This is a genomic window from Paenibacillus sp. FSL M8-0142 (genome assembly GCF_038597315.1).
Classification (GTDB): Bacteria; Bacillota; Bacilli; order Paenibacillales; family Paenibacillaceae; genus Paenibacillus_AQ; species Paenibacillus_AQ lactis.
Genome location: NZ_CP152008.1, coordinates 3,344,075 through 3,360,603 on the forward strand (window position 1 = coordinate 3,344,075; position 16,529 = coordinate 3,360,603).

Annotated in this window: 9 protein-coding genes; 3 read left to right on the top strand and 6 right to left on the bottom strand. The window is 52.4% G+C overall.

Going from position 1 to position 16,529, the window contains the following annotated elements:
* Positions 1 to 109: 109 nt before the first annotated feature.
* The 6 genes from NSQ46_RS15530 to NSQ46_RS15555 all read right to left on the bottom strand — a co-directional run bounded on the left by NSQ46_RS15530 (position 110) and on the right by NSQ46_RS15555 (position 10,739).
* Positions 110 to 1,771: an extracellular solute-binding protein gene (locus NSQ46_RS15530; protein WP_007131398.1), complete on the bottom strand. Its 1,662-nt coding sequence runs from the start codon at positions 1,769 to 1,771 to the stop codon at positions 110 to 112.
* A gap of 83 nt (positions 1,772 to 1,854) precedes the next feature.
* Complete coding sequence (locus NSQ46_RS15535) at positions 1,855 to 2,751, bottom strand: carbohydrate ABC transporter permease (protein ID WP_007131397.1); 897 nt, start codon at positions 2,749 to 2,751, stop codon at positions 1,855 to 1,857.
* A gap of 12 nt (positions 2,752 to 2,763) precedes the next feature.
* Positions 2,764 to 3,687 carry an ABC transporter permease subunit gene (locus tag NSQ46_RS15540; protein ID WP_007131396.1) on the bottom strand — a complete coding sequence of 308 codons (924 nt, stop codon included), beginning with the start codon at positions 3,685 to 3,687 and terminating at the stop codon, positions 2,764 to 2,766.
* A 197-nt stretch (positions 3,688 to 3,884) separates the two neighbouring features.
* Positions 3,885 to 6,992 carry a glycoside hydrolase family 38 C-terminal domain-containing protein gene (locus NSQ46_RS15545; protein ID WP_342576964.1) on the bottom strand — a complete coding sequence of 1,036 codons (3,108 nt, stop codon included), beginning with the start codon at positions 6,990 to 6,992 and terminating at the stop codon, positions 3,885 to 3,887.
* A gap of 25 nt (positions 6,993 to 7,017) precedes the next feature.
* Positions 7,018 to 9,243 carry a hypothetical protein gene (locus NSQ46_RS15550; protein WP_342576965.1) on the bottom strand — a complete coding sequence of 742 codons (2,226 nt, stop codon included), beginning with the start codon at positions 9,241 to 9,243 and terminating at the stop codon, positions 7,018 to 7,020.
* A gap of 347 nt (positions 9,244 to 9,590) precedes the next feature.
* Entirely contained in the window at positions 9,591 to 10,739 is a 1,149-nt protein-coding gene (locus NSQ46_RS15555) for a GntR family transcriptional regulator (RefSeq protein ID WP_251534880.1), read from the bottom strand.
* A 315-nt stretch (positions 10,740 to 11,054) separates the two neighbouring features.
* Between NSQ46_RS15555 and NSQ46_RS15560 the strand changes: the two genes are divergently transcribed.
* The 3 genes from NSQ46_RS15560 (at position 11,055) to NSQ46_RS15570 (ending at position 16,528) form a co-directional block, all read left to right on the top strand.
* Positions 11,055 to 13,109, top strand: a complete 2,055-nt coding sequence (locus NSQ46_RS15560) for a GxGYxYP domain-containing protein (RefSeq protein ID WP_342576966.1) — start codon at positions 11,055 to 11,057, stop codon at positions 13,107 to 13,109.
* 784 nt (positions 13,110 to 13,893) lie between these two features.
* On the top strand, positions 13,894 to 15,006 hold the full coding sequence (locus NSQ46_RS15565; RefSeq protein ID WP_251534885.1) for an endospore germination permease: 1,113 nt from the start codon (positions 13,894 to 13,896) through the stop codon (positions 15,004 to 15,006).
* Positions 15,007 to 15,112: 106 nt separating this feature from the next.
* Positions 15,113 to 16,528 carry a spore germination protein gene (locus NSQ46_RS15570; RefSeq protein ID WP_251534887.1) on the top strand — a complete coding sequence of 472 codons (1,416 nt, stop codon included), beginning with the start codon at positions 15,113 to 15,115 and terminating at the stop codon, positions 16,526 to 16,528.
* The last annotated feature ends 1 nt before the right edge of the window (position 16,529 follow it).

A 16,529-nucleotide genomic window follows, 5' to 3' on the forward strand; every position in this document is an offset into this window, starting at 1 on the left:
AATCCTTGATCACAAAGACAGCGAAGCCTGTTTATTCTCCCGCAAACCTTTTGTATTCGAGTCCAACCGCTAAAGATTTAGCAAATGAGTGCTTGTACCAAAACTGCGGCTAGTTCGGCATTTGAACCGTAACGATGTCTTTCCCCTTCAGATTATCGTTCGTAAACTTCATCGCCTGGTCATATCCGGTATTGCGGAGCTGTTCGCGAAGCTCGTTAATGATGCTCAGCGCCGCTTCATCGGATTTGGCAAACACGGCTTCCTTCCAAGCATCGCCCATTCGGTCCATCGACGGCTTAAGCATTTCCCACTCTGGCGCTTTCGTGATCACATCGCCCGGATTGTAGGCCGTGATCACGTGAATGCCGTTTGGCCGAAGGATTTTTCGCGCGTTTTCCATCGCGGCTACCCGATCCTGATCGGCCCAGATGTCGCCGCCGGCAGCCGAATTGATCCGGTCCAGTCCGGTAAGCGATTCCAATCCGATGCTGATGCCCTCGTTCTTGCGGAGCTTCATGTTCGTATCCGTGCTGAACTTGTCGAACCATTCCTGAATGGCAACCGGCTTGCCGTCCTTCATCTCCCAATGAACGCCCTCTACGCCGTATCTCGCTAACATGAAGCCTTCATCGGAAGCCATGAAATCCAGGAACTTCAACGCCGCATCCACGCATTCGCCCTTACAGTTCTTCGTAATGGCCGTCACATTGTTCCCCTGGATCGCCAGGTCCACCGGCCGGTCCGGCTCGACGTCGGCACGCTCCAACGGACCGAGCGGAACGAACTCGCTGCCCGGATGGGCGGATGCATACTCCTTGGACGCGTCGAGAATGGCCGGATAATGCGCCGCCAGAATCGCGATGCGGCCTTGGTTGATTTTCTCCTTGGCGATCGGGTCCGTCTGCGTAAACGTCTCCGGATCCAGCAGCCCTTCCTCGATCAGCTTCCGGTAGAAGAGCGTGTATTCCTCATAGCCTTTCGTAAAAAAGTTATGCTCTACTGTTCCGTCGCCCTTATCGACATAGGAGGCACCCGAATAGAACATCGTGTTGCCGATGCCGACCGCCCAGCCGTTGCTGAACCCGCCGAGCGGAAAGACGGGCTGCCCGTTCTCCTGAAGATTGGCATCCTTGATTTTCTTCAGGAAATTATAGAAATCCTCCTTCGTCTTCACGGATTGCGGATCGACTCCAAGCTTCTCGGCGATGTCCTTGCGAACATAGAAGCCGTACAGCCAATCCATGCCATCCTCGTTCGTGGCCGGCTGGTTTTGCAGCAGCAGATACTTTTTGCCGTCATAGGCATCGATCGCCTTCTCATATAAAGCCGGCGGCACGTTCTCCGGCGCAATCGACTTCATCAGATTCGGATAGTTGCTTAGCTTGTCCGAGATATCCACCAGCTGGCCCTCTTTGGCCGCTTTGATAATGCCGTCAAGCTCGCCGCCCCATGCAGGCCCGGTATAAATGTCGGGCAGGTTCTGCGTCGCAAAAATCTGATTCACCTTCTCCGTCTCGCTGCCTTTCGTATATTCCCACTCCAGCGTGACGCCGGTCTTCTCTTTAATCACCTGCTCAACCGGCGTCATCCCGTTATCCGAACCGCTCGAGCCGTTCCAGTTGTGCAGTATTTTCAGCTTGTATGATGTCTCTCCTTCCTTGCCTTCACCGCCGTCGCCTGTTCCTGGTGTGTTCGTGCAGCCGATCAGTAATCCTCCAACCATGGCGGACATAAGCAAAATGGATGCGCCTTTCGACCAAATCCTTTTCAATCCAATCGCCTCCTGGAATATGGATATCAACTTCGTGAGCCATTCTACGCTGCATGCTTCTAATCACGAGCAGGAAACAAATCTTAACCTTTCACCGAACCGATCATGACCCCCTTTACGAAATACCGCTGCAGGAACGGATAGATGCACAGAATCGGGAACACCGTAATGACGAGAAGCGCCATCCGCAGCGACTCGGGTGTTGCTCCCGCTCCGCTTGCCATGCCCACCGTCTGCCCGCCTTGCTGAGATGCCCGCTGCATGGAGTTTGAGAGCGCTTCGGCTTCGGTCAGCATTTCCTGGAGCAGCGTCTGTACCGGTATCAGTTCTTTATTGGAGACATAGTAGGCCCCGGAGAACCAGTCATTCCAATGAGCGACCCCGATAAAGAGCGAAATCGTAGCGAGCACAGGGCCGGACAGCGGCAGGATGATCCGCAGGAAAATCTGAAAATCCCCGTAACCGTCAATCTTCGCCGACTCCTCAAGCTCTTCCGGTATGCCTTGCAGGAACGTCCGGATAATGACGATATGCATGAAGTTATACAGCATCGGCAGGACATACACCCAGAACGTATTGATCAGATGCAGCTTCTGCAGCGTGATGAAGAACGGAATGAATCCCGCGCTGAAGATGGTCGGCAGAAAAATGTAAAACGTGAAGAATGACCGTCCCGGCAGCGTTTTTTTCGACAGCGCATACGCCATGAGCGTGCACAATACGACATGCAAGAACGTGCCGATCAGCGTGCGCATAATCGTGATCCGGTAAGCCTGCCAGATTCGGGCGTTGTCAAACACCTGGGCGTAATTCTCGAGCGTGAATTTTCGCGGCAGGAAATAAATCGAGCCCATCATCGAATCTTTGCCGTCATTCAATGAATAAGCCAGAATGTAAATGAACGGATAGATCATGGCAAAGCCAACCAGAGCGAGAACCGCATAATTGAATATAGAAAAAAAGGACCACTTGCGTTTCATATCGTCACCTCCTTAGAACAGGGATACGTCGCTGACTTTTCGGGCAATCCGGTTGACCGTCAGAATCAGGATCAGACCGATAATGCTCTGGAACAAACCGACGGCAGCCGCATAGCTGAGCCGCCCTTCCCGGATCCCCGAGTTGATGGCATGTACATCCAGCACGCTGCCTATGCTCGCGGTTGCAGGGCCATTTAATAGAAGGAGCTGCTCGTATCCGGCGCTCATCAGGTTTCCGACCGCAAGGATAAACAGAATGATCGCAACGTTTCGGATCCCAGGCAAGGTAATATGCCACATTTGGCGAAAGCGTCCGGCACCGTCCATTTTTGCGGCTTCATACAGCTGCTGGTCGATGCCCGCAATCGCGGCCATGAATATAATGGAATTCCAGCCGATGTTCTTCCAAATATCGGAGCCGACAATCATCTGATAGAACCATGTCGGGTTGTTCAGGAATTGGATCGGATCGGCACCCAGCATCGATAGCACATCATTCACCGGTCCGCCGTATGGCGTCAAGAGACGCTGCATCAAGGTCACGACGACGATCCATGATACGAAGTAAGGCAGGTACGATAAGGTCTGGATCGTCTTCTTGAACCTGATCTTCCGCACCTCATTGAGCAGCAAGGCCAGGATGATCGGCATCGGAAATCCGATGAGCAGCTTCATCAGGCTGATGATGACCGTGTTGCGAATGATGTCCCCGGATTGATAATAGTTGAAGAATTGCTCGAAATACTTGAATCCGGCCCAGGGGCTCCCGGTGAAGCCCCCGATGAAGGTGTAATCCCGGAAGGCCACTTGGATTCCGTACAGCGGGACATAGGAAAACAGGAAAAACCAGACGATGCCCGGAAGCATGAACAAATAAAAGAGCTTGTGCTGCCATATTTTTTTCCATAATCGGCTGTTTTCCAGTCGATTTTTCATCTTGTATACACCTCCTTTCCCGTCCTTGACCCTTGAAGCCCCATAACCTATCCGAAGGGGATCGACTCCAGGGGCTTCATGGGCTTCATGGGCTTCATGGGCTTCATGGGCTTCATGGGCTTCATACGCTCATGCGCTTCATGAACTTCATGCTCTTCATGGGAAGCATACGTTCACGAGCTCATGCGTTAATGGCATCATGGGCGGCTTGATGCCATTGCTGCCTTCAGTCGCAGCGTGATGATTTCGAACGGCGCAAAGGTGAGGGGAATTTGTGCGCCGTCCTCTAGATCCACCCGGGTGAGCCTTCGTTCCAACAGATCGGCTGTCCAAGCCTCTTCAGCCGCAAATCCGAGCTGCAGCCTTGTCTGGATGCGGGTGCCTGACGTTTCGAAGAGCCGGACGATGATATCGTCCCCGTCCTCGGCTTTCTTGACGGACTCCACCATGACATGCGGGTGGCCCAAGCTCAGGAACGATCTGGGTTCGCGCTGCTTACGAGAAGTTACCGCCGGATCGGCGGAAGCTTCCGCGATGCGGAGCGGGATGTTCAGCTCATGCCCTCTTTTGTACACCTCGGCTTGAACATGGTTGCCCAGATGCGGATATAACGAGTAGGTGAACCGATGCTCAGCCTCGTCCGCATCCGGATCGGGATAGGAGCTGCTGCGCAGCAGGTTCAGATCCAGCACATTCCCGCAAGCCCGATGGCCGTACTTGCAGTCGTTCAGCAATGCAACGCCGTAATCCGGCTCGGACATATCGATCCACTGGTGAGCGCAGATCTCGTCTTTGGCGAAGTCCCACATCGTATTGCGATGGGTGGGGCGGCTGATGCTGCCAAATTGGATTTCACACGTGACATGCTCGGATCTCACGTTCACCGGGAAGGAGGTCCGCAGCATTTTCCCCCGCTCCCTCCAATCGACGATCGTCTCAAAATCGATCCGGCGGCTGCCTTCCGAAAGCTTAACCGTCTGCGTCAGCTCGGATTCGCCGAAACGATAGCGAAAGATCAAACCGCTTATCGGCCCCCTGTCATAAGGTTGCACATCTATCAGCGATAGCGGCTGTCCGGCAGTAGCGGCATAGTCATGGCGGAAATCCCACGCATCGCCTTCATCTTCATACACATGCAGCCGATTGCCAGCCTCCCCCGGCGGGATAACCTCGCGGCCCGCCTCTTTATCGATAATCGACCGGATGGTTCCGTCCGGATCAAACGTTACGGTCAGCTTGTCGTTCTCCAGCGTTCGTTCATTAACGGAAACCCGGACGGCTTCTTCATATCCGGCAGCGGATTCCATAACGGATTCGCTTGATTCCTCAGGACTCGCATCGGTACTTTCGCCAGCCTCAGTCTGAACGGCAACGGTGGTATAGCTCATGGCCGGAACCTGCACCTTTTGCCAACGGCCGCGGATCTCGATCCATTGCTCCCTCTTCCATGGAAGTGAATTAAAGACGATGGCCCTGCACGCTTCGTCATTTGCGGCTATCCGACCGGCCAACCCGGTATACGCTTCCCGAATCATGGCTTCCGTCTGTTCGAGAAGCGCTTCATACCGCTGCAAGGATTCATCATACACGCGCTTGATCGAAGAGCCGGGAAGGATGTCATGGAACTGGTACAGAAGCACTTCCTTCCAAATCGCCTCCAGCGTGTCAGCAGGGTAAGCTCTGCCCGTCTCGGCGAATGCAAGGACCGAAGCGAATTCCAGCTCCCGCAGCGCCTTTTCCATCATCCGGTTATACCGCTTGCTGCGCGCCTGGCTCGTCAGCGTCCCTTGATGCTTCTCAAGGTACAACTCCCCCCGCCAGGTCTGAAGCCTTTCCTTCTCCTCATCAAGCCGTTCGAAGAATCGCCAGGACGGCTCCTGCACGACCGGCGAAAGCCCCAGCAGATTCTTCTCCCGCACCAGCCGTTCGAGATGCTCCTCACCGGGGCCTCCCCCGCCGTCGCCAATGCCGAACAGCAACAGGGCATGGCCGGATACGTTCTTATCCAGATATTCCCGTTCAATCTTGGCGATGGACCGCGGGGCAGCCGGGCTGTTGTACGTATCCTCCGGCGGCATATGCGTCAATACCTTCGATCCGTCGATGCCCTCCCATAAGAAGGAATGATGCGGATGGCGGTTATACTCGCTCCAGGACAGCTTCTGGGTCATCATGTAATCGACGCCTGCTTTGCGAAGCAGCTGCGGCAGGCTAGCCGTATAGCCGAAGACGTCCGGCATCCACAGCGACTTCATCTCCAGGCCGAATTCCTGCATAAAATATCGTTTGCCGTACAGGAGTTGACGAACGAGGGATTCCCCACACGGGACATTGGTGTCGGATTCGACCCACATGGCTCCCTGCGGCTCCCATCGGCCTTCGCGAACCTTCGTCTTAATCTGTTCGTACAGCTTCGGATAATGCTGCTTCATCCATTCGTACAGCTGGGGCTGGCTGGCGCCGAACACGTAATCGGGATATCGGTCCAGCATGCGGAGCGCCGTGGAGAAGGTTCGGGCTCCCTTGCGGATCGTTTCACGGAGCGGCCACAGCCAAGCCAGGTCGATATGCGCATGCCCGACAGCGCTGATCGTCAGCACCGAATCTCCTCCGCGCAGCATCAGCTGTTCTTCGAGAAGACGACGTGCATGTTGAATGCGTTCCGGAGACGCAGAGGCAAGCTGTAATGATGCGTCATAAAGCGCTTGGAGGATGCGCTCCCTGCGGGCGCTGCCGCTCGGTAGATGCTCCGCGGTCTCCAGCAGCACTTCGGTGTCGTAATACAAGCTCCTTACCTCTTCATGGCAGATGGCAAGGGCCGCTTCTTTGACAGTCCCTCCGCGATATTTCCCGAACAGGTCGTTATTGCCGGCATCGGCCCACACCTCAATCTGATCGCCTTGAACGAACGGCTCTCCAAGCTCGACAACTCGTTTCCCCGGAAGACCGAGTGTGAAATCGAATTCCGAGTTGACGGTTGTTAATCCTTGATATGGTGAACCTTCCCGGTCTACCAGGCAAAGCTCCCCGTTTACGTCAATCAGGAGGACGAGCTTCTTCTTCGGTTCGATCGTCCGGGACGGAATACGGCCTGTGAATCGGAACCAGGCACAATCCCATAGCTCACCCCAACGTTCTCCACGTGCCAGCTTAAACGGCCTCCCCGTCATTCGCTCCTCATAACGCACAGGCTCCGTTGTCACCCAAGCCGTTACATCCAATTCCGCAACCGGCTCATAAATAGCGTCCCGGAGCTTGTTTAGCACTTGCTTTAACCGCTCCAGCCTAATCGGTTCGTATGGCATGCTCCCATTTCTCCTTTCTGCAGCGTCATTGGCTTGTGCCCAGCTCTTGCTCCTCCCAATAGACATGAATCTCGCAACGGTTCTTCGCGCCATGCTCGTAACGCAGGAGCACGGTGCGTGTGGCTGAATCCCATTCCCAGGCAATTGAAGCCGTCCTGCCTTGCGTTGCGGAGACCGGTTGTACCGGACAATATAATCGGGCGGTCGCCTTCAGATTGGCCGGGCCCCGAGCCATAAAGCGAAATCCGCCGGGCACGCCGGTCAAATCTTCTACTCGGGAGGAAGCCGAGATGACAGCGACTTCGCCTTCGGGCGGTCGTCCGGCTTCCACATCGTAAAGCAGTGCTTGTTGCCCCGGATCCAAGCGCACCTCTGTCAGCACGCCGAGCTGAGGATCGAACACATCGACCACCGGTCCCCGGATCACGAGCGGATCGGAGCTAATGGATTCCTCCAGAACGGCGGCAACCCAATATGGCCCCCGTCTAATCTTGTAGTAATTCTTCGGCTTCCAACAGGAATCATCGCCCGATAGAAGCGTGACCGTCTTCTGGACGGACTGGCGCAGCCAATCCGCGCCGGATTTGCTCCTTGCCAGGTCGGACGGGTCCGCCTGCAGCCAGCAGACCGCTCCCTTACCCAGCTGCCGGATACCATCTCCCGATTCGATATCTCCCCAATCAACCGCCCCCAGCTGTTCGAACAGATGTGCGCGAGGAGATCCGTAGGCACGCCCATGATCGCCGCCCTCATTCCACCAATGCCGAATGCCGTGATACGGATCGGAATCGTCCCCTACGTAGATGAGAGCTCCGCCTTCCCGAACCCACTGGGCGATCGCATGGTGGATGTCCGGATATTCCGGCTTCATGAACTCATAGCTTAGCACGAGCACCCGATACGGCGCTAAATACCCAGGGTACCGCCTTACGTTGTCCAGCTGCACCGGTCGAACGGGTATACCGTGCTTCAGCAGCGGGAGTGCAAGACCGTAGAACGGGGAGAAATCCAGCAGCTCGGTATCCCCTTCCTGCTGAAAGCCTTCCGGATCCGTACCGTCATACTTTCCGGCATCCGGCGCGCCTTCCTCCGGCTTCATCCGCTGGAACATGGCCGAATCCGCAATCAAAACGCCGACCTGCAAGGGCTCTCCATCGCTCTCATTTACATCATCGTGCCCCATATTGCCAAGCGTGTGCATGACATTGAGAAGCGTGGTCGCGTAAGCCGTCGGTATCGATTCTTTGCCGGACCCGTCTTCGGCAGGATAGGTCCCTTTAAAGATTCTGCGCGGCCATGGAGCAACCTCAAAATGCGAAACGCCTGGATGTAGAAGCGAAGCGGTTACAGTCTTCAAATAATTCTGTTTATAATCCGCCCAGGTATGGTTCGGATTATCTTCAATCGGATCGTGCAGGAACCACATTCTTCGGTCCGTTCCCCTCACGAGCTCCTGCATAATGCCATACTCAAGGTAAGCGGTTTCAAACGTTCGTTCCTTACGCACCCCTTCGTATACGTTCGGTGTCCGGGAAGTTCCGGTCCAGATTTGGGCGATGTAGCCGTCAACGCCCGGAAGCTCGATTAACCGCGACTGCGGACTGACGATTCGCCACTGTGTATAGTTGATCAGGCTGTGTGTCGGAACATAGAAGCGAAGGACGCGACCATAACGCTTCAATGCATAGTCCTTCATCTCCCCGCATAACCGGTCCAGCACCCGCGTATACAAATACGCTTTCAATTTGGATGCGCGGAATTGTGCGTCGGCGGATGCATGCGGCGAGATCCACGGCTCCTTGTAATACAGCTGCCACTCCCGCTTAAACGCTTCCGAGTATCCCCCGTTCACCCAAAATTCCGGCTCCTCCAAATGAATCGCCTCCACGCCGGCGTCAACGGCGATCCGAATGCGCTCCCCAAGATACCGGCCGAATGAAATGGTCGGCACCATATAAGGAATGACGGGCTTCGTCCCGTGGAGGATCATCTCTCCGCGGCGATCCGTCTGGGCTTCATCCCAATGCGGCTCCCCGTCCACCTGGCCGTCCAGATAACTGTTGTATTTCCCCCATGCCACACCTGTCATCAGGTGTACGATATACCCTTGCTCCTTCCACTGTCGGATGCGCTCCGGCATCGTATCGTCAATACCATAGACCATGACAAAATCCGTCTGCAGATCGTAATCGGGATGATACGGCGCTGATTCCTGAAATCCGGTTCGTTCTTGCGATCGGTCTCTTTGCACGAACAATTCCCTCCTCGCCCATCTTATAGTCCGCTAATACGTCTTAGCTTCAAACATCGCTTACATCATTTTCTAGAATATAATATATAATATTAATATATTCAATATGTTTTTGTTTGAATAATGATTTATGACTCCTCGACAACAGCCGCGTTCCGTCAGTTCACGATCTGTGTTCAAGAGGCATAATGTTTCATGCCTGTTTGTGCTGAACACGTCCCCGCAAGATAACGCAAAAAAACCTTCGCCCTGCCTGGGGAGAAGGTTTTTACGCATTACCAGACTTAAAATGAATCTTCTGGCTGGCCATTTTCGTGGTCGTTCACTCTATTTCTCGCTGCATTTGGTCAAGTGTTCGGAACAGGGCCCGAGGTTTGCCGGACAACAAGCTCGGGGTCGATGATCATTTTGCTGTAATGCTTTACTTCTTCGCGGTTTCGGACCACATCGAGCAGTTTCATAGCCGCCCGGTAACCCATATCACGCTCGAATTGTTTCACATGGGTGAATATGCTGAACTCGTCCACGATGGACGTAGGGTCGTCAAAGCTTACGATCGATACATCTTCCGGCACCCGAAGGCCTGCCTGCCGGGCCATCTGATAAATTTGCACACCCAGTCTTCCGTTCAGCGAAATATAGGCGGTAACCATCCGGTTCCGGATATACCGGTAAAGCGGGTGGGCTTCGGCGTCTTTCAGCTCGTTGAGCGGCTTGAAGTCGGTGATCATATGCGCCGGATTGATCAGCGCTCCCTTGTCTTTTAACGCTTCGATATACCCTTCTATACGCTCTTGAACCGTAACCGTCTGAAGCGGAGAATCCGAGCAGATCGCAATGTTGCGGTGCCCGAGCTCCCATAAATGCTCGACAGCAAGCCGCGTCCCCTTTCGGCCATCCGCGGCAATATAGTGGGTCTCCACCCCTGGCAGGTATCGGTCGATCAGTACGAACGGGAAGCCCGCCAGCTTCATCCCGAGGATTTCCTCGTTGTAATTTTCCTCATCGATGGGAAAAATCAGCAAACCCTCGGCCCCGAGCGACTTCAGCTCTTTGATCGCTTCCTGTTCTTTTTCAAGCTTGCCGTGGGTCAATATAATCATGCTGCGGTATCCTTCATTCATCAGCGCGCGCTCGATCCCTTCAACGAGCCGAATCGCAAAATAATCATGGATGCTAGGCATAATCACGCCGATTAAGCCCACAGCCTCCGATATCTCGTTTGCTCTCGCCTCCGGTTCCCCGGAAGAAGGAGCAAGGGCCGTTTCTGCCCCCTTGGCCACAAAGCTGCCTTTGCCCGGAACCCTTGATATGATTTTTTCGTTTGCTAACCCAGTCAAAGCATTGGCTACCGTAATTTTGCTGACCCGAAACTGATCCATCAGCTCCTTCTCGGTCGGAATGCGGTCTCCGGGCTTCATATTTTCGGTTGCGATGACCTGTTTAATATAATCCTGGATTTGCTGGTATAGCGGAATACGATCATTTACACTCATTCTAATCTCATCACCAATTCATTCATGATATTTGTAATATATAATATATCCTTACACAACCCTGCGCAATAAACAAGCGTATATCGAGTGCATATCCCATAGGTTCAGCATGATACGAACCGAAAAAAGTGGCTGATCCGCAAGAATTTCAGGAAGTTTTGTCGAACCCCTTGTAAAAATATTGTTGTATATATTTAATATGTGTTGGGTGGTGATGTGTCAAATAGATGGAAAGCTAATCGCAAAGGAGGGATATGATGACGATACGACACACTCACTCCGATCCCCTTACATGAATGACAAGGAGTGTAACCTATGGCCCGTAATTTCTCGATTATTTGTTTAGCGATCATCTGCTCATTCACTTTATCTACCGGGTTCGCTTTCGCAACGGAATCCAAAGTGCCGGCAGCCAAACCGGAAATCACGAAACATCGCGAGCTTCCAAGCTTCAAGAAGCCAAAGCATCTGGACGCGGCCGATATTTACGACGCCCCCGGCGATGTGAAGCTACTGCTTGGAACTCTACAAGGGATCGTTAACCGTGAGCTTCCCCGCATTTATTTGATCGAGTCCGATGAGGAGGGGAAGACGACCTGGCTGGAGGATCTGGCAGTGCCTTATACGCTCCATGAGGATTACTGGAAAGTATTCGATCTTTATCGCAGCGAGGCAGCCGGCATGATCATTTATGATCCGGACGTCCCGGATACCATCAATGTGGCAACGACGCTGGCTGGTCTCAAGGATGCGGTCGTTGCAAGTCCGGAACTGGCCGAGAAATTGTCCGCCGCACCTTACCATTTGAATGTTCTGGAGGATCTGCGGGGGAAATTCAACAGCCGGATGGAAGCATATAACTGGCAGTATGAGCAGCTGTGGGATCAAACGACGCATCAGATGTTAGTCGGACTCGCACCGGATACTGCGATTCGCATTCCGCCTGGTCTTCCTGAATCCTTCGTTACGATTGCGGAGGAGAAAGAGCAGATCCGTGACGCAAGCAACCGGGATGTATACAGCCTGGACCTTACGCCTTTGCTCGGTAAATCAGCGGTTTATCTTCGCTTCGACGACGCTTTTCCGCAGGACGGCTGGGGACCGGCCATTCACGAAGTAACGGTCAAGGCAGACGGACAGACGATCGCGAGCTTCATTGCAGGCAGTCCCGAAGAAGAGGCCTACCTCTATGATCGGCAAAATTCGAAGTTTTTGGAAGGTCAAGGCGGACACCGCTTTGCTGATAACGGGAACTATTTCGTGTATGAATTTACGCCGCCTGCCGGTACGAAGCAGCTAACCGCAGAGGTGGACATGTGGAACCAATATAAGGTCTCTGCGGGCAACATCAAGCCGCTGTCGGCAGAGCAGCGGGAGCCCTATGCCTACTTGAGGGACTATGCCGTCGCGAATCGAGCGATGGTGTTCTGGCTTGACTCCAATGTACCTGAACAGCTTGCCCTGTTCGAGAAGATCATGTCGGACGTTGAGCCGGGCACGCCTTACCTGGGCTGGTTCAGCAATGACGTGGAAGGTGAGTTCAGCTCCGTGGAAATCGCATCCCGCTACGGCGTCTATGTGCTTGCGGCAGATTGGTTTAGCAACCTGACCGTCTTCTCAGGCACGAAGCCAAAATACGCGCCTGCCAAGAAGTCGCCTCGTCCGGCCCTCGAGAACAAAATCTATGTGACCTATACCTTTACGGAAGGCGATAACTTCCAGTACAACCAGCATCGGATGCGGGTGATGTGGGATGATCCGGCACGGGGTAAGGTGCCGCTCAACTGGACCTCCAGTCCCCTTCTCCACGAAGGCGCGCCTGCTATTCTGAACTACTATCTGAACACCGCAACGGAGAACGACCTGTTGATTGCCGGACCTTCCGGAGCAGGATACTTCTACCCGAATGCATGGCCGGACGCCAGCTTCGGCGAGTTCCTGAAGCAGACTCAGCATTACCTTAAGAAGACCGGGATGACGATCCCTTATGTGCTGAACCGGGTGGATAGCCAAAATGTGCCGCTCACGCCGTTCAAAGCTTCTGCTTATGAGGAAGAATATGATGTTCCGGGTCTCTTTATCAGCTATGAAGATAAGTATGGCGTTGAAATCGTGAATGATAGTCTTCCGGTTTCGACGATTCGCGGCATCAGTACGGCGCAAGACGGCCTGCAGGTCCTTCAGGAGGCTAAAGCGAATTGGGACGGAAAATCGCCGCTGTTCGTCTCCCTCGGTCTGCTCGCCTGGAGCATGACACCGTCCGATGCCGTCAAGTTAACGGAAGCTTTAGGGGAAGAATTCGAAGTCGTCCGTGCAGACCACTATTTCTCCCTGATTCGCGAAAGCTACGGCTTGAAGAAAAGTAAATAAGCCTCAAAAAATCTGCAAACCAGAAGAAGCAGCGGCCTCAAAGCAAGAAAGATAACCGCTGCTTCTTTTTTCATATCAAGAACTTACCTCGCTCAGACAATGCGGACCTACATCTTGGATTCAAATTATTAATGCAATTAACTACAACTTCAATTCATATCATGAATTTTTTTTAATTAATCACATTAATTATCATTAGTTAATGACATTAACTAATATGAGTCCATATCAATTAATAGCATTAATTAAATTAACTCTCCGATTTAACCTCTTGCTAGTTTTAAGAGAGAAACATGGTTCTCCTTCCCATCATTCGTCCTTTGCTCCGTAAACCGTCTCCTTTAATCAAGGTTGCTTCTCTCTCCTTTCCTTGAAAGGCTAGAGGACATGATTGTCCATCGTTTGGATCCGGACAAGGCCACACGGTATACGCTCGATTGTAATGCCCATTATAGGGTTGCCACGATGATCAAGATTATGATTATTTCTTGGGTAATCGCAAAAACTTCATGCATTCGACACAGCCTCTCTCCTACCGCCTGTGCTCCATCTGCGGCCGAAAACCAGTGTTAGCCCAGTGCATGCCTTCGTAGCATTTCCCCAATGTGGTATCGGGGTCCCCGAAAAGTATTCGGCATCCGCTTCAAAGCTTCGCTTCACTTTTTGGGGTGTTCTCGCACTTGTATGACAGTGAGTCTGGCTAGTATTACATAAAATCCGGCCTGATTGGTGAATACTCACTATAATGGATTAGCATGCATTCCTTACAGATGGAGACTTTTTGATGCCTATGAATAAAAAAATTTCCTTAATCAACGTATATTTCATCATGCTCCTCTCACTAGGGATCACCAATCATGTCATCCTGATCCCTCTGATCCTGCAACTCTCCAATCGAGATGCATGGTTCGGTACCTTGTTAACCGCGATTCTGCATGTCGGATGGGTTTATATCGTCTACTACATTATGAAACGGACCGGCCAGCAGTCGATATTCGACTGGTTTAGGGAGCGGTTCGGCAAAATCGGGGGAGGCGTGTTCGCTGCCATTACGGCGCTCTATTTCATGTGGATGTCCATGGTGATATTAAGGGAAACCACGACTTGGGTTCAGGTAACGTATTTGCCTCAAACGCCTAAAATTGTCGTATCCTTGATTATCGTCCTCCTCTGCGCTGTCGTCGCCAATAATGGCATTCGCTCCATAGCCATCATATCCGGCATTCTGCTCCCGATGGTCTGGCTTCTTGGCCATTTCGTTGCAATCTCCAATTTACAATACAAGGACTACTCTTTGCTGACCCCCTTATTTGTCGATGGGGTTGAACCGATGCTGCGCGGCATGATCGTGGCTGCCGGCGGCTTTATGGAACTGTTCGTATTAATCTACTTAACCCATCATATGAAGCGCAGGATGAATTATCTTAGTGTCGCCATTCTGGCTTTACTGTTGGGGGGTCTGACCTTAGGCCCCTTAATGGGGGCTATTGCCGCCTTCGGCCCCATCCCGGCTATGCAATCCAGATATCCTGCATATGAGCAATGGATGCTCGTCACCATTACGAAATACATTACACATGTTGACTTCCTTGCTCTATACCAGTGGATATCCGGTACGTTAATCCGCATCTCGCTCTTCTTTTTTATCATTGCCGAGGGAATAGGCTTCAAAAAAGGAATGCACCGCCGCTGGTTCCTGTTCGCATCCGGGATTGTGCTTTCCGTGTTGACACTCCTTCCGATAATCGATAAACAAATTGAACAATTCGTGTTTGGAAGATACTCGGCAGCCTTCCTTGCCTTTCTCACGATTTTTACGTTGGCTGTTGCGCTCGCCGTGTCATTCAAGCCGAAAACGAAGGTGGAAAATTCCAATGAATCAAAAAAAGCCTCGTAACAAAATGTACCGTCGCAAACTTAAACCCTCTTCCCATACAACGGCTGTGAATCAACCAAAACAATCGGTGACTGACGATATGCCAAATGAACAGGAGCTTCGATCCATGTTTGGAAACTCGGCGGATGTCGTGATCCGCTCCTTTCCGCACAAGCGGGAAGAAACGTTTCCGGTGCTCCTATTATTCAGTGAAGGGATGATTGATACCTCATTAATGACACAATTCGTCATTCCGGATTTGGAATGTAAATTGGTAGACGCCGAATCTTGGGAAAAAATCATAGAAAAACTGGAAAATTCTATGGAGTGGACGAAAATTAAGGCGAAGGAAGAAATGGGGAAGCTGCTGTTTACCGGCCGATTGATCCTGTTTTTCACGAATCAGAGATGCATGTATTCGATTGATATTGCCCAGATTCCGAAGAGGCAGCCAGAGGAATCCAACACGGAAGTGGCTATTAAAGGCGCCAAGGACGGCTTTACGGAGGATCTCAATACCAATATCGCCTTGGTACGCAAAAGATTGCCGACCACCACCTTGCAAAATGAGAAGTTTGTGATCGGTAACCGGACGCAAACCCTTGTATCGCTGCTTTACATCGAGGACATTACCCAGCCGTCTCTTGTCCAAGAAGCCAGAAAACGACTGCAAAATCTCCATGTGGATGCCCTCGTCAGCACAGGGGAGCTGGAAGAAGCTCTTGGTGATTCCTCCTTGGCACTTTTCCCTCTTGTTGATTACATTGGCAGACCGGATTTTGTCGTTCAAAGTTTACTTCGTGGCCGTTTCGTTATTTTAGCGGACGGATCTCCCATGGCGATTATCGGGCCATGTAATCTGTTCGAGCTCCTTAAGTCGCCGGAGGATTCGTACTTTCCCTATCATTTTGTCATCTTTGAACGTTTTCTTCGCCTGGTAGGCCTTTTGATTGCGATTTTGCTTCCGGGATTCTGGATTTCCCTCAGCAGCTACAATTTAGACCAGATTCCCCTCCCTTTGCTGGCAACGGTTACGGTATCCCGCTTCGGACTGCCATTATCCGGGCCTATGGAAATCTTATTGATGCTTGGCATGTTCGAGCTGTTCCGGGAGGCCGGCATCCGTCTGCCGAAGGCCGTTGGGCAGACCATCGCGGTGCTCGGCGGACTTATCATCGGGGACGCGGCAATAAGGGCCGGATTGACATCCCCGACGATGCTGGTTGTATCCGCTACGACGGCAGTAGCCACCTTCACCTTGGTCAACCAGACATTAAGCGGTACGGTCAGCCTAATCCGCTTATACATCTTGATATGGTCGTCCGTTCTCGGCATGCTTGGATTTTTCATCGGCCTGATGAGCGTTATCGTGTATCTATCCGTGCTGGAGTCCTTCGGACTGCCATACCTGGCTCCGATTTCGCCGCTCAAGTTGAAGGATGTCATGAATGCGCTGATCAAATTACCGTGGACCTTTAACAAACGACGGCCGGAAATGCTGCAAACGACCGATTCGACCATACAAGCAAAGGAACGGGAATGAA

What these genes read in the sequence shown, in the direction of transcription:
- NSQ46_RS15535 (WP_007131397.1), bottom strand. Translation starts at nt 2,751, where the DNA reads ATGAAACGCAAGTGGTCCTTTTTTTCTATATTCAATTATGCGGTTCTC.
- NSQ46_RS15540 (WP_007131396.1), bottom strand. Translation starts at nt 3,687, where the DNA reads ATGAAAAATCGACTGGAAAACAGCCGATTATGGAAAAAAATATGGCAG.
- NSQ46_RS15545 (WP_342576964.1), bottom strand. Translation starts at nt 6,992, where the DNA reads ATGCCATACGAACCGATTAGGCTGGAGCGGTTAAAGCAAGTGCTAAAC.
- NSQ46_RS15555 (WP_251534880.1), bottom strand. Translation starts at nt 10,739, where the DNA reads ATGAGTGTAAATGATCGTATTCCGCTATACCAGCAAATCCAGGATTAT.
- NSQ46_RS15560 (WP_342576966.1), top strand. Translation starts at nt 11,055, where the DNA reads ATGGCCCGTAATTTCTCGATTATTTGTTTAGCGATCATCTGCTCATTC.
- NSQ46_RS15565 (WP_251534885.1), top strand. Translation starts at nt 13,894, where the DNA reads ATGCCTATGAATAAAAAAATTTCCTTAATCAACGTATATTTCATCATG.
- NSQ46_RS15570 (WP_251534887.1), top strand. Translation starts at nt 15,113, where the DNA reads ATGTTTGGAAACTCGGCGGATGTCGTGATCCGCTCCTTTCCGCACAAG.